Below are 24,953 nucleotides of genomic sequence, written 5' to 3'. Positions count from 1 at the left end.
ACTTGGGGTCAAGCCCTGGCCGGTTGGGACGAAAAATCAGGTTCAGCCTGTCTGGAGCCTCGCATGTCTGCACACACCGCCGCCGAAATGGACGCCATCGCCTTCCGCGAAGGCTTGCTGGCCCCCGATCCCATGCCGCGTTTCGTGGCGCTGCATGCGCTGGAAGAGGAGATCGAACACTCGCAAGGCAGCGATGCCGCCCTGGCGAGCGCCGCGGCCCGCTTCGTGGAGCGCGGCATCCCCTACTACTCGGCGCAAGACCCGCACTACCGGGCCTGGGTCAGCAAGGCCGTCTCCTACTGGGAGCGGCTGCACCACCGCAAGCAGTAAGCCGCTCCGCGCTTATCTGCCCGGCGGCGGCGCTCCACGCCGGGCCCAGGCCCGTGCGATCAACGCGAGGCCCAGACCGATGGCAATGCCCGCCGCATCGGCCAGCAGATCGAACCATTCGCAGCTGCGGCCCGGCACGAAGTACTGCACGATCTCGATCAGCCCGCCCAGGGCCAGCAAACCCAGCAGCACGCGCAGCACCAGCCTGCGTGAACCCGGAAAACCGAGGCAGCCCGCCAACGTGAGGGCCGTGAAGGCCGAGGCGTGGTTCAACTTGTCCCAGCGCAGGTCGACATCTTTCGGCGGCACGGGCGCAAGTGCCAGGTAGCACACCACCGCCACCAGTACGAATAGCAGCCAGCGCCAGGGCTGGGGGGCGTGGATCACGCCGGCGATCCGGCGCGCAAGGGGGTTTGTCGACATCGAAATGGCCATGGGTCTGTCCAGAAACCAGAAAGCCAACGAACCGCATCATGCGAGTCGTTGGCTTCAGGCGTTTGACAGTGGTGCCGGTGAAAGGAGTCGAACCCTCGACCTTCGCATTACGAATGCGCTGCTCTACCAACTGAGCTACACCGGCAGGTGAAGCCCGGCATTATAGCGGGGCACTTTGACCGCGCCGCGTCGGGCGGCGGGTCGTGGTCTTGCACCTTCAGGGGTTAACCCGGGCAAGGCGCGGACGAGCGCATCTTCAGGTTCGTGCAAGGGTTAGCCAGAAGAGGGGAAGCGCGTGGGGGCGACTTCCTGTCAGCAAGCCGTAAGGTGAGCAAATCCACAGTCGGGCAGCTCAAATCATCACAGGTTCACATGCTGTTGCTTGTGTCGTCGATCAAGCTGGTGGCTGAGATTGCGCTGATGGCGCTGGTCGGTCAGTTTCTTCTGGGGCTGCTCGTCGGAGGCAAGCGCGAGACGAACTTCTTCTACCGCATGCTGCAGGTGCTGACCAATCCCTTTGTCAAAGGTGTGAGGCTGATCACGCCACGTGCCGTGATTGACCGTCACATCCCGTTGGCAGCCTTCGTGCTGCTCAGCATGGTGTGGTTGATTGCCACGCTGACGAAGGTCAACCTGTGCTTGCAGATCGGAGTCGATCAATGTCGCTGAACGGGTCTGGGTTTGACTACTGGCGCGACAAGCTGCGTGCCATGTTGTGGTTGCTCATCGGGCGACACGGGGCGGCCGAGCGCGTGTTCGACGGCATGCTCGCGCGCTGGCCGCAAGACGCCTACGCGCTTTCAAGCCGGGCTCACCTGCGGGCGCAGCGCGGCGATCGCGCAGGCGCCATCGCCGATGCCCAGAACCTGGTGGCCGCGCACCCGCAGCGCAGTGCGGCCGACTGGTTCAACCTTGCCTTCCTGCTGGAGGCCGAGACCCACTATGCCGATGCCGAGGCGGCCTTCCGCCAGTCCCTGGCCCTCGACCCCAAGCTCGACCGTGGCTGGTACGGCCTCGGCCTCACCCTGATTCACCTGCAGCGCTTCGACGAGGCCATCGCCGCCCTTAAGCGCAACACCGAACTGCAGCCCATGAGCCCCTACGGCTGGTACCAGCTGGCCCGGGTGCACATGGATCGTCACGAGCCCGAAGAGACGCGGCGGATCATCCGCCACCTCGAGGGCTTCGAGCCCAAGGTGGCTGCGCAGCTGACGCGCGAAACAGGGCTCGGGCCGTGACATGCGCAGTGGTCACCGACAGGGTAGGTAAAAGGCGCCGGGCCATTCCCGGGGGCAACTTTGGAGGAAGAGACCATGCAACTGAGTGAAAGACACCACCAGTACTGGCGGGCGAATCTCCGGATCACCGGGATTCTTCTGTTCGTCTGGTTCTTTGTCACCTTTGTGATCGGGTACTTCGCCCGCGACCTGAACTTCAGCTTCTTCGGTTGGCCGTTCAGCTTCTGGGTGGCCGCGCAAGGGGCCTTGATCGTCTACGTGATCATCATCGGGTTCTATGCCCGCTACATGAACCGCCTGGACCAACAGCACGGCGTTGCCGAGGAGGAATGACATGGCTGGCGTAACCCCTGGAACCGGTGGCGGCGCGCTCAACGCGTCGTCGCAGAAGGCGTTCAAGTCGCAGCTCAACAAGGTGTACGGCTGGTACACCGGCGGCTTCATCGCCTTCATCATCGTGCTGGCCATCCTGGAGCAGATGGGTCTGTCCAGAAACTGGATCGGCTACATCTTCCTGTTCTCGACGGTGGCGCTGTATGCCGGCATCGGCATCATGAGCCGCACCACCGATGCGTCGGAGTACTACGTGGCAGGCCGGCGTGTGCCTGCGGTCTACAACGGCATGGCAACCGGCGCCGACTGGATGAGCGCGGCCTCGTTCATCGGCATGGCCGGCACGCTGTACCTCACCGGCTACGGCGGCCTCGCGTTCATCCTTGGGTGGACGGGCGGCTACTGCCTGGTGGCGCTGTTCCTCGCGCCGTATCTGCGCAAGTTCGGCCAGTTCACCATCCCTGACTTCCTCGGGGCACGCTTCGAAGGCAACCTGCCGCGCCTGCTGGGCATCATCGCCGCCATCCTGTGCTCGTTCACCTATGTGGTGGCGCAGATCTACGGCGTGGGCCTGATCACCGCGCGGCTCTCGGGCCTGGCCTTTGAGGTCGGCATCTTCGTGGGGCTGGCGGGCATCCTGGTCTGCTCGTTCCTGGGCGGCATGCGTGCCGTCACCTGGACGCAGGTGGCCCAGTACATCATCCTGATCATTGCCTACCTGGTGCCGGTGGTGTGGCTGTCGGTGAAGCAGACCAGCGTGCCGGTGCCGCAGGCGGTCTACGGCTACCAGTTGGAGAAGGTCACCGCGCGTGAAACCGCGCTGCTGGCCGACCCGAAGGAGAAGGAAGTCATCGACGCCTTCAAGGCCAAGGCTGCCGAGTTCGATGCCAAGCTGAAAAACATTCCCGCCGCCATGCAGGCCGACCGCCAGGCGCTGGGCTCAAGCTGGCCGAACAGCAGCGCACCAACGCACCGATGGCCGACACCCAGGCCACCAAGAAGGCGCTGGACGACTTCCCCAAGACCGAAGACGAGGCCAAGAAGGCGTGGACGGCCGCCAAGGCCGCCAACGAGGCCCGTGCCAAGCCACTGGGTGGTATGCCGCGCCATGCGCAGATCTACGCCGGCAACCCCGAGGGGACCGAGGCCGAGAAGAAGACCTTCGACACCTCGCGGCGAAACTTCCTGGCGCTGGTGTTCTGTCTGATGGTGGGTACGGCTGCGCTGCCGCACATCCTGATGCGCTACTACACCACGCCGTCGGTGAAGGAAGCGCGCGAGTCGGTGACTTGGTCGCTGTTCTTCATCTTCCTGCTCTACTTCACTGCGCCGGCCCTGGCGGTGCTCGTGAAGTTCGAGGTCTTCAACGTGCTGGTGGGAACCCCCTTCGATCAGCTACCGGCGTGGATCACCAACTGGGCGCGTGTCGACCCGGCGCTGCTCTCGGTGGTCGACATCAACAAGGACGGCCTGTTCCAGCTGGGTGAGATGAAGATCGGTGGCGACATCATCGTGCTGGCCACACCAGAGATCGGTGGCTTGCCATACGTGATCTCGGGCATGGTGGCGGCGGGTGGCCTGGCGGCTGCGCTGTCGACCGCCGACGGCCTGCTGCTGACCATCGCCAACGCGCTGTCGCACGACCTGTACTACAAGATGATCGACCCGAACGCTCCCACGAGCCGCCGTGTTGCCATCTCCAAGGCCTTGCTGTTGATCGTGGCCCTCGCGGCTGCGGCGGTGGCGGCGCAGAAACCGGCGGACATCCTGTTCCTGGTCTCGGCGGCGTTCTCGTTCGCGGCAGCGGCGTTCTTCCCGGCGCTGGTGCTGGGCATCTTCTGGAAGCGGGCCAACAAGTGGGGCGCGTCGCTGGGCATGATTGCCGGCCTGGGCACGACCTTCTACTACATGGTCACCACGCAACCCTGGCTGCGCGGCATCTTCGGCGTGACGAGCCCGGTCGAGCTGTGGTGGGGCATCCAGCCGATCTCGGCCGGCCTCTTCGGTGTGCCGATCGGCTTTGCGGTGATCATCATCGTGAGCCTGATCACGCCGCCCCCGCGCAAGGACACGCAAGAGCTCGTGGAGCACGTGCGTTACCCTGACCTGAAGCTCGGCAAGGCCTGATACCGGCACTTGCCTGACCCAAGCCCCGCTCCCTGGAGCGGGGCTTTTTTACTGGAGAGCCATGACACATCGCGCGCTCCATGCCCAGCGGCTGATCGCACTCTTCGTGCTCGGTTGCCTGCTGTTCAGCTTTCCGCTGCTGTCGCTGTTCAACACCGGTGGCACGGTGTGGGGCATCCCGGTGCTCTACGCCTACCTGTTCGGCGTGTGGATCGGGCTCATCGCCTTGATGGCCCTGGTGGTCGAGCGCTCCACCGGCTGATCCGAAGAAGGGCACCCATGCTGCTCGGTGGCGTGATCCTGCTCACCTCCTTCGCCTACCTGGGCGTGCTGTTCGCCATCGCCTATTACGGCGACAAGCGGGCCGATGCCGGCCGCTCGATCATCGCCAACCCCTACATCTATGCGCTGTCGATGGCGGTCTACGCGACCTCCTGGACGTTCTACGGCAGCGTGGGCCGCGCGGCGGCCACGGGCGTCGGCTTTCTGCCGATCTACCTCGGCCCCACGCTGGTGGCGGCGCTGTGGTGGCTGGTGCTGCGCAAGATGATCCGCATCAGCAAGGTCAACCGCATCACCTCGATCGCCGACTTCATCGCCGCGCGCTACGGCAAGAGCAGCCTGCTGGGCGGGCTGGTCACGGTGATCGCGGTGGTGGGCATCATCCCGTACATCGCACTGCAGCTGAAGGCGGTCTCGACCAGTTTCATCATCCTGCTGCAATACCCCCTGGTGGAGATGCCGCCCAAGGGTGCGCCCGTGGGCCTGCTGCAAGACACCGCGCTCTACGTGGCGCTGCTGCTCGCCGCCTTCACCATCGTCTTCGGCACCCGCCACCTCGACGCCACCGAGCGCCACGAGGGCATGGTCGCAGCGGTGGCCTTCGAGTCGCTGGTGAAGCTGCTCGCCTTCCTGGCGGTGGGGGTGTTCGTCACCTTCGGCCTCTACGGCGGTTTTGCCGATGTCTTCGAGCGCGCTGCGCAATTGCCCAACATCGAACAGCTGCTCACCCTCGGTGGCTCGGCGGGCACCTACAGCTCGTGGGCCTGGCTGATCCTTCTCTCGATGCTGTCCATCCTGTTCCTGCCGCGCCAGTTCCAGATCAGCGTGGTGGAAAACGTCAACGAGAACCATGTGGCCAAGGCGATGTGGCTGCTGCCGGCCTACCTGCTGGCGATCAACATCTTCGTGCTGCCGATCGCCTTTGCCGGGCTGATGCAGTTCCCTGCCGGGCAGATCGACGCCGACACCTTCGTGCTCACGCTGCCCATGGTGCACAAGCAGGAGGCGCTGGCGCTGCTGGTGTTCATCGGCGGGCTGTCGGCGGCCACCGGCATGGTGATCGTCGAGACCATCGCGCTGTCGACCATGATCTGCAACGACCTGGTGATGCCGGTTCTGCTGCGCTGGAAGTCGGTCGCCACGCGCCGCGATCTGCCGCGCCTGCTGCTGCGCATCCGGCGCAGCGCCATCGTGCTGCTGATGATGCTCGGCTACGCCTACTACCGCATCGCGGGCGAGGCGTATGCCCTGGTGGCCATCGGCCTGGTGTCGTTTGCCGCGGTCGCGCAGTTTGCGCCGGCCATGCTGGGCGGCATGTACTGGCGCCAGGGCACCCGCGCCGGCGCGCTCACCGGGCTCACGCTGGGCTTTCTGCTGTGGGCTTACACGCTGCTGCTGCCCTCGTTCGCCAAGTCGGGCTGGCTGCCGCTGTCGTTCATCGAGCACGGGCCCTTCGGCATCGAGCCGCTCAAGCCGCTGGCGCTGTTCGGCCTGAAGGGCATGGACGACATCAGCCACGCCATGTTCTGGAGCATGCTGTTCAACGTGGGGGGCTATGCGGCGGTCTCGCTGCTCGGGCAGCAAAGCATTCGCGACCGCGCCCAGGCGCTGCTGTTCGTCGATGCGTTCAAGTTCGCCCACCGAAGCTCAAGCCTGTGGCGCGGCAGCGCCTCGGTGCAGGAGGTGGTGGCCCTGGTGGGGCGCTTTCTCGGGCCGCAGCGCGCCGACGAGGCCTTTGCCCAATACGCCGCGCAGTGCGGCGTGGCCTCGGCCGCCGGATTCACGCCCGACCCCGACCTGATGCACTTTGCCGAGAACCTGCTGGCCGGCGCCATCGGCGCCTCGTCGGCCCGGGTGATGCTGGCCTCGGTGGTGAAGGAAGAGCCGCTGGGCATGGACGAGGTGCTCAACATCCTCGACGAAGCCTCGCAGGTCATCGCCTACAGCCACCAGCTGGAGCAGAAGTCACGCGAGCTGGAGGTCGCCACCGCCGAGCTGCGCGCGGCCAACGAGCGGCTGAAAGAGCTCGACCGGCTGAAAGACGACTTCATCTCGACCGTGACGCACGAGCTGCGCACGCCGCTCACCTCGATCCGCGCCTTCTCGGAGATCCTGCACAACGACCCGCAGATGCCGGTGGCGCAGCGAGATGGCTTCGTCATGATCATCGTCAAGGAGAGCGAGCGCCTCACCCGCATGATCAACCAGGTGCTCGACCTCTCCAAGCTCGAATCGGGCAATGCCGAGTGGCACGCCACCGAGCTCGACCTGAAAGAGGTGATCCATGAAGCCGTCTCGACCACCGGCCAGTTGTTGCGCGAGCATGGTGTCTCGCTTGAGCTGGCGCTGCCCGAGCGCGTGCCCATGGTGCGAGCCGACCATGACCGCCTGATGCAAGTGATGCTCAACCTGATCTCCAACGCCGTGAAGTTCTGCCCCCGGGACACCGGGCGCATCAGCATCGCGCTGCACGTGCGGCCCGATGAGTTGCAGGTCGACGTGGCCGACAACGGTGTGGGCGTGGCGGCGCAAGACCAGGAGCTCATCTTCGAGAAGTTTCGCCAGGTGGGCGACACGCTGACCGGCAAGCCGCAGGGCACCGGCCTGGGCCTGCCCATCAGCCGCCAGATCGTGCAGCACTTCGGTGGGCGCCTGTGGGTGGTGAGCGAGCCGGGCCACGGTGCGACGTTCTCATTCACCTTGCCACTGACCTTGCCACTTGGCGGCACGGGGAGCCAGTCATGACCCAGAAGACCATCCTCATCGCCGACGACGAGCCCAACATCGTCATCTCGCTCGAATACCTGCTGCAGCGTGACGGCTACCGCGTGGTGGTGGCGCGCGACGGCCAGGAGGCGCTCGACGCCATCGCCGCCGGCCCGCCCGACCTGGTGCTGCTCGACGTGATGCTGCCGCGCGTGTCGGGCTTCGAGGTCTGCCAGAACGTGCGCGAGAACCCGGCGCTGGCCGGCATGCCGATCGTGATGCTCACCGCCAAGGGGCGCGAGATCGAGGTGAGCAAGGGCATGGCGCTGGGTGCCAATGCCTATGTCACCAAGCCGTTTTCCACGCAGGAACTGCTGACGCAGATCCGTGCACTGTTGGGGGCGCACTGAGTGTCTGACCGCATCCGATTCGCACTCAGGCTGGCGGTGTTGACGCTGCTGGCCTACGCCTTGCTGGGTGCCGTCGCGGCGGCGGTGTGGATGGATCTCGACGCCACCGAGCGCTCCCAGATGGCGGCGTTGATGGCGCCTCGCACGCCCTTGATCGTGATGCTGGCGATGCTGTTGCCGTTTCTGCTGGGGGGCTTGCTGCGCTGGTGGTTCAGTGCCTACCCGTCGCGCGCGCTGCGCATGGCCGAGGAGCTGGCGCTGATCCACAGCGTCAACCCGGCGCACCGCGTCAGCATCGAAGGCGGCTTCGAGATGCGCCTGCTGGGGGACGCCATCAATGTCTTTGCCGACGTGCACGCGCGGCTGGCCGGCCAGGTGCAGCAGCGCGTGGACGAAGCCCACCAGAGCCTGGCCGAAGAGCGCAACCGGCTGGCCGCGCTGATGTCCGAGCTGGCGCAGAGCGTGCTTGTGTGCAACGCCGAGGGCCGGGTGCTGCTCTACAACCCGCGCGCGGCCCAGCTGCTCGCGAGCGATGCGCCCCCGCAAGGGGCCGTGCCGCTGGGCCTGGGGCGCTCGATCTTCGGCATCCTGGAGCGCAGCCAGATCGTGCACGCACTCGACCGCATCGCACGCCGCCTGGAGCAACATGCCGACCACCCGGTGGCGCACTTCGTCACCACCCGCGGCGACCGGCTGCTGCGGGTGCAGATGGCGCCGGTGCTCGACACCCAGGGCGAGGTGGGCGGCTTCGTGCTGATGCTCGAAGACATCACCCAGTCGATCGCGTCCGACAACCGGCGCGAGCAGCTGATGCGCCAGCTGACCGAGGGCTCGCGCGCGGCGCTGGCCAACATCCGCGCAGCTGCCGAGACGGTGCTGCAGTTTCCCGACATGGAGACCGCACAGCGCCTGCGCTTTGCCGCGGTGATCCGCGACGAGGCCCAGGCCATGTCGGCTCGGCTCGATGCGGCCGACGCAGCCGAGCCGCAGGCACCCGGTGTGGCCTGGCCGCTCGAAGACATGCTGGCCGTCGACTTGGTGTTTGCGCTGCAACGTCAGCTGGAGCGCGAGCTGGGCCTGACGGTGGCCTGCAGCGACCCGCCCGAGCCGCTGTGGGTGCGGGTCGACAGCCATGCGCTGGTTCAGACGCTCAGTCGCCTGGTGGGCCGGGTGGCTGCGGCCCTCAAGCTGCGCTCGGTGGTCATCGAGACGGCGGCCTCGGGCCGCTTCGTGCGCATGTCGCTCAACTGGAGCGGCCCGGCACCGCAGCGCGAAGACCTGCGTCTGTGGCAGGCCGAGGCCGGTGGTGCCGACGGCCCCTCGGTCGATGCGCTGCTGCTGCGCCATGGCGCCGAGATGTGGTCGCACACCGAGCCGTCGCGTGGCGTCTCGGGCCTGTGCCTGCAGCTGCCCTCGGCCAGCCCGGCCCCGGTGGCGCTGGGGGTGAGCGAAGCTCGCGAGCCGGCCGATCTACTACGACTTCGACCTCTTCAGTCGCAGCACCCGCAGCCCCGGAGCTCGACGAGTGCCTGCTCAGTGAGCTGAGCTACACGGTGTTCGACACCGAGACCACGGGCCTTGCGCCCTCTGAAGGCGACGAGATCATCTCGGTGGGTGCGGTACGCGTTGTCAACGGCCGCCTGCTGCGCCACGAGTGCTTCGACCGGCTGATCCAGCCGCTGCGCGCGGTCAGCCGCGAGTCGCAGGCCATCCACGGCATCACGCCGCAGATGCTGGCCGGGCAGGCCGGCATCGAGCAGGTGCTGCCGCTCTTTGCGCGCTTCGCCCAAGACACCGTGCTGGTGGCGCACAACGCGGCCTTCGACATGCGCTTCCTGCAGCTGGCCGAGGCGCGTACCGGCGTGGTGTTCAGCCAGCCGGTGCTCGACACGCTGATGCTCTCGGCCCTGGCCCACCCCGGCCACCCCGACGCCGAGCACCAGCTGGAGCGCATTGCGGCACGCCTGGGCGTGGCCACCATCGGCCGCCACACGGCACTGGGCGACGCCATGCTCACGGGCGAGGTCTTCATCAAGCTGCTGCCGCTGCTGGCCGAGCGCGGCATCCGCACCCTCGGGCAGGCGCGCGAGGCATCGCAGAAGTCCCACTACGCGAGGCTCGAATACTGATGGACGAGGTCGACCCCGGCTCCACCACGCTGGCCGAGCAAAGCCAGGAATCGGCGCTTGGCGAGCTGCGCCGCAAGCTGCCCATCGGCGTGCCGCCGCACACGCCGCTGCAAGACGCGCTGGCCACCATGCATGAGCGGCGCATCGGCTCGCTGCTGGTGTTCGACGGTGACGGGGCGGCGGTGGGCATCCTCACCCGCGACGACATCATCGGCCGCGTGACCCTGCCGCAGCTGCCGCTGCACACGCCCATCTCGCAGGTGATGAGCGCACCGGTGCACACGCTCACCGTGCAGCACACGCTGCACGATGCGGCGCTGCTGATGTCGCGCCAGGGCGTGCGGCATGTGCCGGTGACCGATGGGGCCAGGGTCGTCAACCTGATCTCCGAGCGCGACGTGTTTGCGCTGCAACGCCTGACGCTGCGCCCGCTCAGCGCGGCCATCCGCGGCGCCACCGACGTGCCTTCGCTGGCCGAGGCGGCGCACCAGATCCGCGGCTTTGCGCATGAGCTGCTGGCGCATGGCGTGGCGGCGCGGCAGCTCACGCTGCTCATCAGCCATCTCAACGACCGGCTGACCGAGCGCCTGGTGCAGCTGCTCGCCGCCGAGTGCGCCGTCGATCTGCAGCGAGCCTGCTGGCTGTGCTTCGGCTCGGAGGGCCGCTCCGAGCAGACCATCGCGACCGACCAGGACAACGGGCTGGTGTTCGCCAGCGACGACCCCGAGCGCGACCGCCCGCAGTGGCTTGCCTTCGGGCGGCGCGTCAACGAGGCGCTGGCCACCTGCGGCTACCCGCTGTGCAAGGGCCTGGTGATGGCCGGCGAGCCCGGCTGCTGCATGAGCGTGGCCGAGTGGGGTGCGCGCTTCGATCACTGGATGCAGCACGGTGCGCCGGCCGACCTGCTCAACGCCTGCATCTACTTCGACTTTCGCCCGCTCACCGGCTGCCTGGCGCTGATCCGCCCGCTGCGCGAGCTGGTGGCGCGCGATGCCGTGCGCCTGCCGCGCTTTCTCAAGCAGATGGCCGAGAACGCGCTCAGCAACCCCGCGGCGCTCGATTGGCTGGGCCGCATCGAGGCCGACCGCCAGGCCGGGCAGGAGTTGTTCGACCTCAAGTTCCACGGTTCGATGATCTTTGTCGACGCGGCGCGCCTCTTCACGCTGGCCACCGGTGGCAGCGGCACCAACACCCGTGAGCGCCTGCTGGCGGCCGGCTTGGCCCTGAAGGTGCCCACGCGCGAGAGCGAGTCGTGGGTAAGCGCCTTCGAGTTCGTGCAGATGCTGCGCCTGCGCGCCCAGCTGCGGCGCGAGCCCGGCGCGGCGGGCAACCCCAACCTGATCGACCTGGCCACGCTCAACGACATGGACCGGCGCATGCTGAAGGAGTCACTGCGCGTGGGGCGCCGCCTGCAGCAGCGCATCGGTTTCGACTACCGGCGCTGAGAACTTCCTTAGGGGGTGGCGTCTGTCGACAGCAGCGCGATCTGCCAGGGGTGGCCGCACTTTCGGCAGCGCACCTGCATCGTCTTGTGGGCGCGGTCTTCGCTGGTGATGTCCCATCGGCCGTAGGTCTCGCACTGCGAGCAGACCGCCTGGTCGGCCGCGAACTCGGCCTCGCGCATCAGCTTGAAGTAGCCGCGCAACGCCCAGTAGCCGATCACGGCGCTCGCGACGGCACAGGCCAGCAGGGTCAGCTGCGACGAGACCGGCAATTCATGGCTGTAGGCCTCGGCGCCGATCAGCAGCCCGAGCATGGCCAGCAGCAGCAGCACCAGGTTGCCGTGGCATCGCAGCAGGGTGCGCTCGTACCACTTGCGAAACCCCAGCTTGCGGATCGACTGCATCGCGTCCATGGCTCACCTCCCGGCACCATGCGCACCCGGCGCGGGCACACGGGCGGAATGTTCGCACGTTGGCGTGATGCGCGCTCACACCTTCTCAGGCGGCCGGCGGCGCCAGGAACTTGTCGGAAAACTCCTGGGCCACGGCCGGGCCGCGGCCGGAGCGCAAGAAGTGCTCCGCCATTTCGAGGTGAGGTTTCAACTCGGCCCAGTTGGCGGCTCGCTCGATCTTGAGCGCCAGCGTCTCGGCCGAGGGCCCGAGCTGGTCGTTCAGGAAGCGCACCGCCATGCGGCGCGTTTCGTCGAGCTTGCGGGGGGAGTGGGCGGCATCGGCGGCGGGCGCTGCCGCGGCCTGGCTGCTGCGGGGCGGTGGCGTGGTGGCAATCACCTCGACGTAGCCCTGGTCCAGCAAGATGGCCAGCACCTCGTCGGGCTCGGAGGCGATCATCTTGCGCAACTCGTCGTCGGTGCGCTTGCCATCGACCAGGATCAGCGCCGTGCGCAATCTCGGCACGAGCCGGTTGACGCGGGTTTCGATCTCCGTCTGACCTTTTGCCGTCTTCCGATAGACAGATGCCATGTCTGTGAGCCGCCAGTTTTTACTGACGGCAAGCTTACAGCGGATGCGCCGACTCTTGTACGCCGTCGCCCTCAGGCGTAGGTGATCCACGACGCGTGGTCGGGGTGATCGAGGTGCGGCAGCGTGTTGAATGTCACGAGCGAGTGCCGCTTCGGCGTGAAGGTGAGCTCGCTGACCGAGCTGTTGCGGATGCGCAGGTTGATCTCGATCATCGCGTTGTGCGGCGCGCCCAGCGTGTGGGCGACGATGGTCGAGATCGGGCCGCCGCTCGAGACGACCAGCACCTTCTTCTTGTAGTGCGTGGCCCGCACATGGTCAAGCGCACTCGTGATGCCGCTGACGAAATCGGCGTGGCTGATCATGCCCTCGGGCTTCGTCCTGCCTTCGATCCAGGCGGCGAGGCCTTCGCGCAGCAGGCGAAAGTGCTCGCGCACGAGTTCCGGTGTGGTGGGCCGCTCCAGTGGCTCGGGGTGGATGGCTTGCACCACCGCCTTGCTGTCGTACTCGTTGAGGCCGGGCCACGAGAGCGGCTCGATCGGCGTCTGCAGGCCTTCGGCGATGCAGGCCAGCGACTGCTTCTGGCGCTCGAGCGTGCCGACGAGCGCGGCGTCGAACCGGATGCCCTTGTGGCGGAAGTACTCGCCCAGCCGTCGGCACTGGCGCATGCCGAGCTTCGCTCAGCTGGTCGTAGTTGTCAGCGCCAAAGGAGGCCTGGCCGTGGCGCACGAGGTAGACGGTTCCCATGCGCGGATTGTCCCGGGTCGGCAGCGGCGGGCCCTGTCGCGGTTGCGACGGCCCGCGGGTTCACCTCAGGCTTTGGCCTCGTTGTGATAGGCCGTGATGCGCTCGACCTCGTTCTTCGAGCCCAGCACCACGCTCACGCGCTCGTGCAGCTTGCCCGGCTCGATGTCGAGGATGCGTTGCTTGGCGTTGGTCGCCGCGCCGCCCGCCTGCTCGACGAGGAAGCCCATCGGGTTGGCCTCGTACATCAGGCGCAGCTTGCCGGGCTTTTCGGGCTCGCGCTGGTCCCAGGGGTACATGAATACACCGCCGCGCGTGAGGATGCGGTGCACGTCGGCCACCATGCTGGCGATCCAGCGCATGTTGAAGTCCTTGCCGCGCGGGCCGGTCTTGCCGGCCAGGCATTCGTCGATGTAGCGCTTCATGGGCGGCGCCCAGTGGCGCATGTTGCTCATGTTGATCGCGAATTCCTTCGTGTCTTCGGGGATCTTCACGTCTTCGGCGGTCAGCACCCACGAGCCCTGCTCGCGGTCGAGCGTGAACATCGTGACGCCATCGCCCACGGTGAGCACGAGCGTGGTCTGCGGGCCGTAGACGCAGTAGCCGGCGGCCACCTGCTGCTTGCCGGGTTGCAGGAAATCCTTCTCGGCCACGCCTTCGTGGTCGCCCGGCTTCTTCAGCACCGAGAAGATGGTGCCGATGCTCACGTTGACGTCGATGTTCGACGAGCCGTCGAGCGGGTCGAACAGCAGCAGGTACTCGCCCTGGGGGTAGCGGTTGGGCACCACGTAGATGCCTTCCATCTCTTCGCTGGCCATCGCCGCCAGCGCACCGCCCCATTCGTTGGCCTCGATCAGCACCTCGTTGGCGATGATGTCGAGCTTCTTCTGCACCTCGCCCTGCACGTTTTCGCTGCTGGCCGAGCCGAGCACGTCGCCCAGCGCGCCCTTGTTGACGCTGATGCTGATGCGCTTGCAGGCGCGGGCCACCACCTCGATCAGCAGGCGCAACTGGGCCGGGATGTGGCCGTGCTGGCGCTGCTGCTCGACCAGGTACTGGGTCAGGCTGACTCGTTTGTTGCTCATGTCGTGGTTTCCTGTTGCAGGGCGCGATTGACGATCTCGGCGACGTCGCTCGACAAATCGGGTTTGGCCGCCACACGGCGCAGTGCCTCGGCCGCAGCCGAGCGGTAGGGCTCGGCGAGCTGCGTCCAGCGGTCCATCACGCGCGCCAGGCGGGCGGCGAGCTGCGGGTTGATGCTGTCGAGCTCGATGATGCGCTCGGCCCAGAACACATAACCCGCCGCATCGGCGCGGTGGAAGGCGGCCGGGTTGTTCATGCACAGCGCGGCGATCAGGCTGCGGGCGCGATTGGGGTTCTTGAGCGAGAAGTCGGGGTGCTTGAGCAGGATCTTGGCGCGCTCGAAGACACGGCCGTCCTTCTCGGGCGCGGTGGCCTGCAGCGCGAACCACTTGTCGATGACGAGGGCCTCGTCCTTGAACATGGTGTGGAATCGCCGCAGTGCCAGCTCGGCCAGCTCGGAATGCGCATGCACCAGGGCGACGAGTGCGCCCAGCCGGTCGGTCATGTTGCCGGCGTCCTTGAAGCGCTCGTAGGCGCGGCCGGGCCAGATGGCGTCGTGGCGGGCGACGGCGTCGCGGCACAGCATGGCCAGTGCCAGGTTGGTGAGCGCGCGACGGCCCGAGGAGATCGGGTCGGGCGAGTAGCCGCCCTTGACCTGGTGCGCCTCGTAAGCCCACTCCCAATCGGCGCGCAGGGCTTGCGCCAGTTGCAGCAGCATCCCTTCGCGCACCGCGTGGATGCGCTGCGGGTCGACCGTCGTCAGCTGCTCGGCGACGTAGCCCTCGCTCGGCAACGTGAGGGCGAGGTCCTTGAAGGCGGCATCCAGCTCGGGATGGCGCAGCACCGCCCGCATGGCGTCGAGGAAGGCGTCGTCGAGCTGCGCGGGGCCCGTGCCGTTCACGCCGGCGAGCAGTCGGTTGAGCGCGAGGCGCTGGCCGGCTTCCCAGCGGTTGAAGGCGTCGGAATCGTGCTGCAGCAGCACCAGCAGATCGGCGTCGCTCAGGTGGTCGTTGAGCACCACCGGCGCCGAGAAGCCGCGCAGCAGCGAAGGCACCGGCTCCTGGTCGACGTTGACGAAGGTGAAGAAGCTGCGCGCCTCGTTGAGCACCAGCACACGCTCGGTGCCCACCGGGGCGGCCTCGCCTTCCAGTTGCAGCGGCAGTGCGGTGCCGTCGCGGCCGACGAGCCCCATCGCCAGCGGAATGACGTAAGCCTGCTTCACTGGCTGGCCCGGCGAGGGCAGGGCGGTCTGCTCGATGCCCAGGGTGTAGGTGCGGGTATGGGCGTCGTAGCGTCCACGCGCGGTGACGCGCGGCGTGCCGGCCTGGCTGTACCAGCGCTTGAACTGCGGCAGCAGCGTGGCGAGCGCGCTGTCGGGGTTGGCGTCGGCGATGGCCTGCGCGAAGTCGTCGCAGGTCACGGCCTGGCCGTCGTGGCGCTCGAAGTACTTGGTGATGCCCTTGGCGAAGCCCTCGCGGCCCACCAGGGTCTGCATCATGCGCACCACCTCCGAGCCCTTCTCGTAGACGGTGGCGGTGTAGAAATTGTTGATCTCGACGTAGCTGTCGGGCCGCACCGGGTGAGCCATGCTGCCGGCGTCTTCGGGGAACTGCACCTGGCGCAGCGTGCGCACGTCTTCGATCCGCTTGACGGCCCGCGCGGTGGGCGTGCCGGCCATGTCCATGCTGAATTCCTGGTCGCGGAAGACCGTGAGGCCTTCCTTGAGGCTCAGCTGGAACCAGTCGCGGCAGGTGATGCGGTTGCCCGTCCAGTTGTGGAAATACTCGTGGCCGACCACGCTCTCGATGCCGGCGTAGTCGACATCGGTGGCGGTCGCCGGGTTGGCCAGAACGTACTTCGTGTTGAAGATGTTCAGGCCCTTGTTCTCCATGGCGCCCATGTTGAAGTCGCCGACGGCGACGATCATGAAGCGCTCCAGGTCGAGCGGCAGGCCGAAGCGGGCTTCGTCCCACACGACCGAGGCGATGAGCGAGTTCATCGCGTGTTCGGTCTTCTCGAGGTCGCCGCGGCGCACGTGCACCTGCAGCAGATGCTCCTTGCCCGAGCGCGTGCGGATCAGCTGCTCGCGCGTGACCAGGTCGGCGGCCACCAGCGCGAAGAGATAGCTCGGCTTCGGGAACGGGTCATGCCACTTCGCATAGTGACGAGGGCCGTAGACGCCGGCCATCATCTCGCCCTGCTCGACGAGGTTGCCGTTGGACAGCAGCACCGGGTACTGCTTCTTCGCAGCGCGCAGCGTCACGGTGTAGACCGCCATCACATCCGGCCGGTCGAGGAAGTAGGTGATGCGGCGGAAGCCTTCGGCCTCGCACTGCGTGAAGAAGCCGCCGCCCGAGGTGTAGAGGCCCGACAGCTGCGTGTTCTTCTCGGGGCAGCAGGTGTTGCGGATCTCCAGCGTGAAGGGCTCGCTCGGCAGGTTGTCGATCACCAGCAGGCCGTCTTCGTGGCGGAACGATACCGACTCGTTGTTGACGAGCACGCGCGTGAGCGTGATGTCTTCGCCATGCAGGCGCAGCGGCTGCGGCGGCAGCGCGCTGTTGCGCTCGACCTGCATGCGGTTGATGACCAGCGTCTTGACCGGGTCGAGGTCGAAGGTCAGGTCGACCGTGCGGATCCAGTACGCCGGCGGGGCGTAGTCTTCGCGGCGGATCAGGGGGGCGGTGCCTTCACGCATTCGTTGGTCTCCGTTCTTGTCTGAGGCGCCAGCCTCACACGCCTTGCTTCAGGCTGGCTTCGATGAACGCATCGAGGTCGCCGTCCAGCACCTTCTGGGTGTTGGAGATCTCGACGTTGGTGCGCAGGTCCTTGATGCGGCTCTGGTCGAGCACGTAGCTGCGGATCTGGTGGCCCCAACCCACGTCGGTCTTGCCGTCCTCGAGCTTCTGCTGCTCTTCCATGCGCTTGCGCATCTCGTGGTCGTACAGGCGCGAGCGCAGGCGCTTCCAGGCCACGTCGCGGTTGCTGTGCTGGCTGCGGCCGTCCTGGCACTGCACCACGATGCCGGTCGGGATGTGCGTGAGGCGCACCGCCGAGTCGGTCTTGTTGATGTGCTGGCCGCCGGCGCCGCTCGCGCGGAAGGTGTCGGTGCGCACGTCGGACGGGTTGATCTCGATCTCGATCGAATCGTCGACCTCGGGGTAGACGAAGAGCGACGCGAAGCTCGTGTGCCGGCCACCGGCCGAGTCGAACGGGCTCTTGCGCACCAGGCGGTGCACGCCGGTCTCGGTGCGCAACAAGCCGAAGGCGTAGTCGCCTTCCACCTTGATGGTGGCGCTCTTGATGCCAGCGATGTCGCCCGGCGTCTCGTCTTCCATCGTTGTCTTGAAGCCCTTGCGCTCGCAGTACTTCAAGTACTGGCGCAGCAGCATGCTGGCCCAGTCGCACGCTTCGGTGCCACCGGCGCCGGCCTGGATGTCGATGAAGCAGTTGCTCGGGTCGGCCGGGTTGTTGAACATCCGGCGGAATTCGAGCTGCTTGACGGTCTCTTCGAGTTTGGCCGTCTCTTCCTCGATGGCCAGCAGCGAGCCTTCGTCGCCCTCGGCCTTGGCCATGTCGTACAGCTCGGAGTTGTCGGCCAGGTTGGTGGTCAGGTGGTTGATGGTCTCCACCACCTGCTCCAGCGTGCGCTTCTCGCGCCCCAGCTCCTGCGCACGCTTGGGGTCGTCCCAGACCTTGGGGTTCTCCAGCGCGGCGTTGACTTCGTTCAGTCGGAGTGCTTTGCGGTCGTAGTCAAAGATACCCCCGAAGGTCGACCGTGCGTTTGCTCAGGTCGGCCAGGGAGTTGCCAATGGCATTGATGTGTTCGACGTCCATGTTGCGAGCCCTTTTTTTGAAGCCCGCAATTGTGTCACGCCGGGCAATGCTCACCCGGCGAGGAAGGCCTCCAGGTGGCGGGCCAATGCCTCGGGCTGGTCGTGGTGAAGCATGTGGCCGGCCGGGGCGAGCACGGCCTTGGTGACGGGGGAGGTCATCACCTTCAGCCGCTCGTGGAACTCGTCCTTGCTGTAGCGGCCGTTCCACCACTTGCCCGCCTCGGTCTGGTCGCCTTCCACCCACAGCAGCGGGGCGGTGATCTGTGCCCAGCAGGCCATGACCTCGTCGCGCTGATAGAGCAGCGGGTTGCTGCGCTTGTGTGCCGGGTCGCCGAGGATCTGCCAGAGGCCGCTTTCGTCCTGCTTCGCCCAGTGCCCTGCGAGCCAGTGGGCCCGGTCGGCCGGCAGCAGCGGGTTCGTTTTCTGCAGGCGCGCTGCCACCGCGGCCTGGCTCGCGTACGGGCGGATCTCCACTGGCTGCTTCAGTTCGTCGAGCCACATCGCGTAGCGCTTGGGGGCCATCTTGGGCACGGTGGCCGGCATGCCGAAGCCTTCGAGGTTGACGAGCCGACGGATGCGCGCCGGCCGCACGCCGCCGTAGAGCATCACGACGTTGCCGCCCATGCTGTGGCCGACGAGGTCGATCTGCTCCAGCCCAGGGAAGGGTTTCAGCACCGCGTCGACGATGCCGTCGAGGTCACCCAGGTAGTCGGCGAACCAGTAGCTGTCTTCGTTGGGCGTTTCGGTGAGGCCGAAGCCGCGCCAGTCGGCGGCGACCACGTAGCGGTCGTCCGGCAGGGCGTCGACCACGAACTGGAACGAGGCGCCCACGTCCATCCAGCCGTGCATCATCAGGAGCGGCGGCCGCTCGGGGCTGACGGTCTTGGGGTCGCCCCAGTGGCGCAAGTGGTACTTCAGGCCCCGGATGGGGAGGAATTCGCTGCGGCTGGCTCGCCGCGCCACATAGGCGGTGTCGGTCATGCGGGCCATCTTAGGAGCCGGCTGCCGCGCCTGCTGTCGAAGCCGTGACAGCGCAGCGCTGCAGGTTTCAGGACTTTTCAGGACTGGTTCAAGACGCCTCCGCCGGGCGGGGCGGACAGTGCGGCCATCTCAGCACGCCCGTCGAGCACGCCATGTTCTTCTTCAAGACACAGTTCGAGCGCCCGGCCACGGTGCTGCTGTCGGCCATGTGGAGCCTGGCGGCGGTGCTCGCGGTGGCTGCGTTTGCCGTCTCGGCGTTCGCAGCCCCGTCGCAGCCCGTGGCACAGGCGATGCGCACGACAACACCGCCGCAGTCGCAAAGTGTGGAAAGTGTCACGCGGTCCACTATGCTTCGGGAGCCGCGACTCGCCATCAGCAAAGACAAGCTCGACTGACCGCGGCAGGGGAGGGCAGCTTGTGCCGCAAGACGCGACCCGGGCTTTGAACATCGGTGTGACGGGGCATCGCTTGAACCGAATCTCACAACGCCAGCTCGACCGGCTCACGCCGCAGGTGCAGCCGCTGCTTGCGCAGGCCGCCGAGCGGGCGCGGGCACTTGGCGTGGTGTCGCTGATGCTCGTGTGCGGCCTCGCCGAAGGGGCCGACCGCCATGTGGCGCGCTTGGCGCTGGAGGCGGGGTACGGATTGCACGCGGTGCTGCCGTTCGATCGCGAGGCGTACGCCCGGGACTTTCCGAGCGCCGAATCGCGCCGCGAGTTCGAGGCTTTGCTGCGCCGGGCCGACCATGTGACCGAACTGCCGGGGCGCCACGGCTTCAGCGCGCAGGCCTATCACCGCGCCGGGCAGGCCTTGCTCGACCGCTCCGACCTCTTGATCGCCCTGTGGGACGGCCACCCGGCGCAGGGCCGTGGCGGCACCGCCGAGGTGGTTGACGCCGCCTGCCGGCGCCGAATGCCGGTCGTGCACGTGTCGACCGACCTGCGCGCAGCGCCGGTGCTGGTCTGGCAACGCCAGGGGCAGCCGGCACGGGGCCTCAGCGCATATGAAGGTGCGCCGTCGCGGCGATGCGGGCCGGCGCAGATGGCAGCGACGGTGTCTTACCTCATGAGGGCCACGTGACGCTCACGCTCGTCTCGCCCTCCGAGCCGGCTGCGCCTGCAGCCGCCGAGCCGGCGGACGGCTACCGGTACTGGGCGTTCCTGAGCTACAGCCACCACGACAAGGCGATCGCCAAGCGGCTGCAGCGGCAGCTCGAAACCTACCGCGTGCCCAAGCGCCTGGTCGGGCGCGAGACCTCGCACGGCGTGGTGCCGCCGCGCGTGTCACCGGTGTTTCGTGATCGCGACGAGCTGCATGCCGGCGCCGACCTCAAGGGCAGCGTGCAGGAGGCCCTGTCGCGCAGCCGCTGGCTGATCGTGGTGTGCACGCCTGACGCGGCACGCTCGCCCTGGGTCAACCGCGAGATCATCGAATTCAAGAAGCTGCACGGCGAGCGGCGTGTGCTCGCGCTGATTGCGAGAGGTGAGCCGTTTGCGAGCGACATGCCGGGGCACGAGGCGGAAGAGTGTTTTCCTCCGGCGCTGCGGCGGGCGTTGACGCCTGAAGGCAAGGCGGAGGGCGAGCCTCTGGAGCCGATTGCGGCCGACATGCGCAAACAGGGCGATGGTGCGCACCGCGCCATGCTCAAGCTCGTGGCCGGCATGCTCGGGGTGCCGTTCGACGATCTGGTGCGGCGCGACGTTCAACGCCGCGTGCGCTGGCTCACCGCGCTTGCGTCGGCATCGGTGGTGGGCGTGGTGGTGTTTGCGTTTCTCGCCGTGATGGCGGTGCAAGCGCGCAACGAGGCGCAGTACCAGCGTCAGCAGGCGGAAGGCTTGATCGAGTTCATGCTCGGGGATCTGCGCAAGAAGCTGGAGCCGGTGGGGCGGCTGGAGGTGCTCGATGCGGTCGGCGAAAAGGCGCTCGGCTACTACACGGGTCAGGAGGCTGCGAGCCTCGACGCCACAGCACTCGGGCATCGGTCGCGTGCGATGCACTTGATCGGCGAGATCCGCGACCTTCGTGGACAAAGCGCCGAAGCGCAGAAAGCCTTCGAGCAGGCTGCACAGACGACGGCGCTGCTGCTGGCGAAAGCACCCGGTGACGGGCAGCGTGTCTTCGACCATGCGCAAAGCGTGTATTGGGTGGGCTATGCCGCGTGGAAGCGAGCCGACGGGCCGACGGCTGAGGCGAGCTTTCGTGAATACCTTCGTTTGGCGGAACGTCTGGTGCAGCTCGATCCGCGCAACCCGGACTGGCGCGCGGAGGTTGGCTTTGCGTACAGCAATCTTGGAACGGTGCTGCTGGACATGGGACGCCCGCGTGAGGCGGTTGACTCTCTCACCAGGTCGGGTGAGGTGTTTGTCGGACTTGCAGCGCAGCGGCCGGAACTCGAGTTCGAATTGGGTCAGACGTACGGATGGTTGTCTGATGCACATGCGTTGATGGGCGACTACCGGCTCGCGCTGCAGCAGCAGCGCAAAAAGTTCCACATCTTCAGCGCCGTAGACCCGGCCGCGAAGAACGCGGTAGCGCAGCGCGGCCTCTTGAGCCCCCTCAATGAACTTAGTCTCTATGAGTTGTCATTGGGCAACGTCGCCGAGGCGGAGCGCAACAGCTTAGGTGCTGTGCGCCTGGCTGCTGACCTATTGCGCACAGACGCAGATAACCAGTTTTGGCAGAGCCACGCATGTATTGCTTGGCTGCGACTGGTTGAAACTCAGGCCGCAATGGGCCGTGTTGTGGCCGCGAAAGAGTCCTTTCTTCAAGCGGATTCTTGTGTGCGACGCTTCAACGCCAAAGGGACACCCGGGCTTAGCGATCAGATCCGCGTGAACGCTAGAAGGCTGGCTCTTGCGCCTGCATTCGCCGAGACACGAGAACAGCGGCTACTGCTCATTGGTGAAATCGAGCGCTTCTTGACGACGTCGATCCCAAAAATCCATCCAGAAGCTCCTGATCGGGTCAAGCTTTCCGTGGAGCTTGCGAACGCGAGCTTGGCTCTGAGAGATTTGCAGCGCTCTGTCGGAGTGGAAGACGTGGGGACGCTCGAGACGTCCAAGCAACTGCTGGAACCCTTTTCGACACTCAGCGATGGCGCGGTTCTAACCCCGCTCGCAGCAGCTCGTCTGCGCCTCGGTGACGTGCGGGGAGCCAGCGCGCTCGCCGACAGAGTTTTTAAGTCGTCCTACCGGCACCCTGCGTTCGCCGATCTTGTCAACCGATTGCATGCCGCGCAGGGCGGAGGCAATTTCTCCCCTACCCCCGGAGTTCGAAAATGACGAAAAAGAGCCATTCCGTGACCGTGCACGTGGTCGCCTATCGCAAGGCTGCGGGCTTGCATATTCAGCTGGCGGTCTCGCCTGAACTGCTGGACCTGACCGAATTGCCGGATGGCGAAGTCACGGTGCAGTGGAAGCTCGACACCAAGGGCTATGCCTTCCCCACCGATGGCAGTGCGATCGTTTTCACCTCTCCCGGTGCAAAGAAGGCCTTCGGGCCGGTCAAGGTAGACCGCTCGGGCAAGCTCGCGACGGCGGTGGCGAAGAACGTCGACGGCTTGGCCTACGCCTACAACGTCAGCGTGACCGAGGTGTCTTCGAAGCTCACGGCGGTGCTGGACCCGCTTATTCAGAACCGCGCCAAGTAGTTGCGCGCCGCGGCGTTCAAGGAGTGACCGTCGGAACGGGTGCGAGGTCCGCCGCTTCCGCAAGGCGCTCCTCGGCTTCTACCGCTCTGCCGGTCAGGGCGAGAGCCCTGGCCAGCCCGCGCAGCGCCGCCGCCTGTGCAGCGGCGCTGCGCCGGCCACGCAACTCGCCGATGAGTGCTTGCCAGCGAGAGAGGGCTTCCTCGAGTTGACCTTCGTTGTGCGCCAACTCTGCGAGCAGCGCCAGCGCGCGCAAGCGCCCGCGCTCATCGCCGGCTTGCGTGCGCAAGAGGAGTTCCGCTTCGCGTGCCTCCCGGCTCTCGGCAATACGTCCGTGCGCACGGGCCACATCGGCGCGTGCGCGTTGCCCCCAAGCGAGTTCGCGAGCCGGCCAGTCCGGCTGTTCTAGTGTCAGTGCTTCCTTGAGGGCAGCGTCGGCGATCGCGTTCGGCTCGCGCCACATGCCTGCGAGGCCGGTGAGTTCAGCGTACAGGCCGTGCACGTCGCCAAGCTCACGGTACAGAGCCTGGGCACGCGCCGCAGCCGCGCGGGCGCGTTCGGGATCGGTGGCCGTCCAGGCCCACTGCGCCGCGCGCCACCAGCGTGCTGCGAGAGGCACGGAGGTCTCGTTAGTCACGAAGGATTCGCTTCGCTCATGCCAGAAGCGTGCCTCGTCATAGAGCGACAGGTGATGCCACAGCGGCGCCGCGGCGCCGACCAGCGACACCAAGGTCGATGCATCGCCTTGCGCATGGGCGAAAGCCAGTGCCGCGCGCAGGTTGTCCAACTCGGGCTCATAGCGGGCCAGCCAGTCGGCGTCGGTCATCTGCAGCCAGTCAGTGGGGGCAGCGTCGAAGAAGCGCCTCATCGCAGCGGCATGCCGCACACGTGGCAACCACGCTTGCGCAGATGACGACAGCGCATACGCCCTGGCGGTCTCGCTCAAGGCATAACGCGGCACCTCACCACCGCTGACGCTGAGCAGGGAGTGTTCGACCAGCACGGCCAGGGCATCGATCAAGGCCCACTCATCGAGGCCGTCGTCCGCCAGCACCTCGCTCGCGAGCGGCAGGGTGAAGCCCCCGGCGAACACGCCGAGCTGTTGGAACAGCCGCTGTTCGACCGCAGGGAGCAAGGCCAGGCTCCACTCCAGAGCCGCCTGCAGCGTCTGCTGCCGCGTGGGTGCCGTGCGGCTGCCACCGGCGAGCAGCTTGAAACGATCGTCGAGGCGTTCGGCCACGCCGCGAGCGCCCAGCAGCGGCACGCGAGACGCTGCCAGCTCCAGCGCGAGCGGCAGGCCGTCGAGGCGGCGGCAGATCTCGATCACATGGGCGATGTTGTCGGGGCCCAGCACGAAGCGCCGGTCGGCTGCGCGGGCCCGTTCGGTGAAGAGGGCCACAGCGCCGAATGTGGCAGCCAGTTTCGCATCGGCGTCGGGTGGGGGCACGGCGAGGGCTTCGAGCCGGAGCAGCTGTTCACCCTGCACGCGCAGCGGGCTCTGGCTCGTCACTAACAGGCGCAGGCCCGGCGTGTGGGAGAGCAACGTCTGGACGAGGGGTGCGAGTGCGTCCACGAGGTGCTCCGCGTTGTCGACCACGAGCAGCAGTTGCATCGGCTTGAGCGCGGCCATCAGCGCTGCATGCGGGTCGCCTCCGGGGGCCAGTTGCAGGTCGAGCGCCTGCGCGATGCTGCCGGCGATCAACCGCCCGTCGGTCAGCGACGCCAGCTCGACCCAGGCACATCCGTCGGCCCATGCGGTCGAACGCGCCTGCGCGGCGCAGCGCGCGAGCGTGGTCTTGCCGATGCCGCCGGGGCCGACGAGGGTCACGAGCGAATGGAGGTCGAGCAGATCGAGCAGGGCGTCGAGGTCGGCGTCGCGCCCGAGCAGGGTCGGGGGGCGAGGAGGCAGGGTTGCTCGCAGCGGTGACGGCGCGGGGGCCTCGGGCTCCTCCCCAACCAACGTGAACCGATACCCCCGCCCCGGCACCGTCGCAATCGCCTTCGGCCCCAGCACCTTGCGCAAGGTCGACACCTGCACCTGCAGGTTGTTCTCTTCGACCACCAGGCCGGGCCACACCAGATCGAGCAGTTCGTTTTTCGACACCACCCGGTCGCGGTGCTCGATCAGCGCCAGCAGCAGGTCGAACGCTCGAGCGCCGAGCGCCGCGGGCTGCCCGTCGACGAGCAGCTCGCGTTGGGCCGGTCGCACTTCGATGCGGTCGAAACGGTGTACGGCAGAAAGCTGATGTGCCACGC

General features: G+C 67.0%; 22 protein-coding genes, 1 tRNA gene and 2 pseudogenes. 15 read left to right on the top strand and 10 right to left on the bottom strand.

The window, feature by feature from the left end; genetic code table 11:
- Nucleotides 1-63 precede the first annotated feature (63 nt).
- Entirely contained in the window at nucleotides 64-330 is a 267-nt protein-coding gene (locus LRS03_RS10455; RefSeq protein ID WP_257825368.1) for a hypothetical protein, read from the top strand.
- Between the two features lie 12 nt (nucleotides 331-342).
- Here the strand turns inward: LRS03_RS10455 and LRS03_RS10450 are convergent, their stop codons facing one another.
- Entirely contained in the window at nucleotides 343-765 is a 423-nt protein-coding gene (locus LRS03_RS10450) for a VanZ family protein (protein WP_257825367.1), read from the bottom strand.
- A gap of 69 nt (nucleotides 766-834) precedes the next feature.
- Nucleotides 835-910 (bottom strand) — tRNA-Thr (locus LRS03_RS10445).
- Nucleotides 911-1,092: 182 nt separating this feature from the next.
- On the opposite strand from LRS03_RS10445, the gene LRS03_RS10440 reads away from it, so the two are divergent.
- The 10 genes and pseudogenes from LRS03_RS10440 (at nucleotide 1,093) to LRS03_RS10395 (ending at nucleotide 11,435) form a co-directional block, all read left to right on the top strand.
- Nucleotides 1,093-1,434, top strand: a complete 342-nt coding sequence (locus tag LRS03_RS10440) for a hypothetical protein (protein ID WP_257825366.1) — start codon at nucleotides 1,093-1,095, stop codon at nucleotides 1,432-1,434.
- 41 nt (nucleotides 1,435-1,475) lie between these two features.
- On the top strand, nucleotides 1,476-2,003 hold the full coding sequence (locus LRS03_RS10435; protein ID WP_257825365.1) for a tetratricopeptide repeat protein: 528 nt from the start codon (nucleotides 1,476-1,478) through the stop codon (nucleotides 2,001-2,003).
- A 75-nt stretch (nucleotides 2,004-2,078) separates the two neighbouring features.
- On the top strand, nucleotides 2,079-2,336 hold the full coding sequence (locus LRS03_RS10430) for a DUF4212 domain-containing protein (protein ID WP_257825364.1): 258 nt from the start codon (nucleotides 2,079-2,081) through the stop codon (nucleotides 2,334-2,336).
- A 1-nt stretch (nucleotide 2,337) separates the two neighbouring features.
- Nucleotides 2,338-4,463, top strand: a pseudogene (locus LRS03_RS10425) (sodium:solute symporter family protein).
- A gap of 61 nt (nucleotides 4,464-4,524) precedes the next feature.
- Nucleotides 4,525-4,725 carry a hypothetical protein gene (locus tag LRS03_RS10420; protein WP_257825363.1) on the top strand — a complete coding sequence of 67 codons (201 nt, stop codon included), beginning with the start codon at nucleotides 4,525-4,527 and terminating at the stop codon, nucleotides 4,723-4,725.
- A 17-nt stretch (nucleotides 4,726-4,742) separates the two neighbouring features.
- Entirely contained in the window at nucleotides 4,743-7,490 is a 2,748-nt protein-coding gene (locus tag LRS03_RS10415; RefSeq protein WP_257825362.1) for a sensor histidine kinase, read from the top strand.
- Nucleotides 7,487-7,861, top strand: a complete 375-nt coding sequence (locus tag LRS03_RS10410; RefSeq protein WP_257825361.1) for a response regulator transcription factor — start codon at nucleotides 7,487-7,489, stop codon at nucleotides 7,859-7,861. Before LRS03_RS10415 ends, LRS03_RS10410 begins: the two co-directional genes overlap by 4 nt.
- Nucleotides 7,862-9,406, top strand: a complete 1,545-nt coding sequence (locus LRS03_RS10405) for a PAS domain-containing protein (RefSeq protein WP_257825360.1) — start codon at nucleotides 7,862-7,864, stop codon at nucleotides 9,404-9,406. It abuts the gene before it with no gap.
- A gap of 8 nt (nucleotides 9,407-9,414) precedes the next feature.
- On the top strand, nucleotides 9,415-9,990 hold the full coding sequence (locus LRS03_RS10400; protein ID WP_257825359.1) for a 3'-5' exonuclease: 576 nt from the start codon (nucleotides 9,415-9,417) through the stop codon (nucleotides 9,988-9,990).
- On the top strand, nucleotides 9,990-11,435 hold the full coding sequence (locus tag LRS03_RS10395) for a DUF294 nucleotidyltransferase-like domain-containing protein (protein ID WP_257825358.1): 1,446 nt from the start codon (nucleotides 9,990-9,992) through the stop codon (nucleotides 11,433-11,435). The genes LRS03_RS10400 and LRS03_RS10395 overlap by 1 nt, the downstream gene beginning before the upstream one ends.
- A gap of 8 nt (nucleotides 11,436-11,443) precedes the next feature.
- Here the strand turns inward: LRS03_RS10395 and LRS03_RS10390 are convergent, their stop codons facing one another.
- The 7 genes and pseudogenes from LRS03_RS10390 to LRS03_RS10360 form a co-directional block, all read right to left on the bottom strand.
- The gene (locus LRS03_RS10390) at nucleotides 11,444-11,845 is read right to left on the bottom strand and encodes a hypothetical protein (RefSeq protein ID WP_257825357.1); all 402 of its coding nucleotides are present in this window, start codon (nucleotides 11,843-11,845) and stop codon (nucleotides 11,444-11,446) included.
- A gap of 85 nt (nucleotides 11,846-11,930) precedes the next feature.
- A complete protein-coding gene (locus tag LRS03_RS10385) occupies nucleotides 11,931-12,503 on the bottom strand; it encodes a hypothetical protein (RefSeq protein ID WP_257825356.1) in 573 nt (190 codons plus the stop codon).
- Nucleotides 12,485-13,157 (bottom strand): annotated as a pseudogene (locus LRS03_RS10380) (histidine phosphatase family protein). Before LRS03_RS10380 ends, LRS03_RS10385 begins: the two are co-directional and overlap by 19 nt.
- Before the next feature lie 65 nt (nucleotides 13,158-13,222).
- On the bottom strand, nucleotides 13,223-14,239 hold the full coding sequence (locus LRS03_RS10375; RefSeq protein WP_257825355.1) for a class 1 fructose-bisphosphatase: 1,017 nt from the start codon (nucleotides 14,237-14,239) through the stop codon (nucleotides 13,223-13,225).
- Nucleotides 14,236-16,932: an aminopeptidase N gene (gene pepN, locus LRS03_RS10370; protein ID WP_257825354.1), complete on the bottom strand. Its 2,697-nt coding sequence runs from the start codon at nucleotides 16,930-16,932 to the stop codon at nucleotides 14,236-14,238. Before pepN ends, LRS03_RS10375 begins: the two co-directional genes overlap by 4 nt.
- Nucleotides 16,933-16,966: 34 nt before the next feature.
- Nucleotides 16,967-18,071, bottom strand: a protein-coding gene (prfB, locus tag LRS03_RS10365) for a peptide chain release factor 2 (protein ID WP_257825353.1) whose coding sequence is annotated in 2 segments (ribosomal slippage) — nucleotides 16,967-17,989 and nucleotides 17,991-18,071 — 1,104 coding nt in all. Because the reading frame shifts where the segments join, the coding sequence is not laid out codon by codon here.
- 50 nt (nucleotides 18,072-18,121) lie between these two features.
- The gene (locus LRS03_RS10360; protein ID WP_257825352.1) at nucleotides 18,122-19,051 is read right to left on the bottom strand and encodes an alpha/beta fold hydrolase; all 930 of its coding nucleotides are present in this window, start codon (nucleotides 19,049-19,051) and stop codon (nucleotides 18,122-18,124) included.
- 44 nt (nucleotides 19,052-19,095) lie between these two features.
- On the opposite strand from LRS03_RS10360, the gene LRS03_RS10355 reads away from it, so the two are divergent.
- The 4 genes from LRS03_RS10355 to LRS03_RS10340 all read left to right on the top strand — a co-directional run bounded on the left by LRS03_RS10355 (nucleotide 19,096) and on the right by LRS03_RS10340 (nucleotide 22,700).
- The gene (locus tag LRS03_RS10355) at nucleotides 19,096-19,446 is read left to right on the top strand and encodes a hypothetical protein (protein WP_257825351.1); all 351 of its coding nucleotides are present in this window, start codon (nucleotides 19,096-19,098) and stop codon (nucleotides 19,444-19,446) included.
- 73 nt (nucleotides 19,447-19,519) lie between these two features.
- Complete coding sequence (locus LRS03_RS10350) at nucleotides 19,520-20,131, top strand: hypothetical protein (protein ID WP_257825350.1); 612 nt, start codon at nucleotides 19,520-19,522, stop codon at nucleotides 20,129-20,131.
- Nucleotides 20,128-22,332 (top strand): toll/interleukin-1 receptor domain-containing protein, encoded by a 2,205-nt coding sequence (locus LRS03_RS10345; RefSeq protein ID WP_257825349.1) that lies wholly within the window; start codon nucleotides 20,128-20,130, stop codon nucleotides 22,330-22,332. The genes LRS03_RS10350 and LRS03_RS10345 overlap by 4 nt, the downstream gene beginning before the upstream one ends.
- Complete coding sequence (locus LRS03_RS10340) at nucleotides 22,329-22,700, top strand: hypothetical protein (protein ID WP_257825348.1); 372 nt, start codon at nucleotides 22,329-22,331, stop codon at nucleotides 22,698-22,700. Before LRS03_RS10345 ends, LRS03_RS10340 begins: the two co-directional genes overlap by 4 nt.
- 16 nt (nucleotides 22,701-22,716) lie before the next feature.
- Here LRS03_RS10340 and LRS03_RS10335 read toward each other — a convergent pair whose 3' ends face one another.
- Nucleotides 22,717-24,951 (bottom strand): ATP-binding protein, encoded by a 2,235-nt coding sequence (locus tag LRS03_RS10335; RefSeq protein ID WP_257825347.1) that lies wholly within the window; start codon nucleotides 24,949-24,951, stop codon nucleotides 22,717-22,719.
- Nucleotides 24,952-24,953: the final 2 nt, after the last annotated feature.

It is taken from the genome of Rhizobacter sp. J219 (assembly GCF_024700055.1).
Lineage (GTDB): Bacteria > Pseudomonadota > Gammaproteobacteria > Burkholderiales > Burkholderiaceae_C > Rhizobacter.
This window is presented reverse-complemented; position numbering and strand designations above follow the sequence as displayed.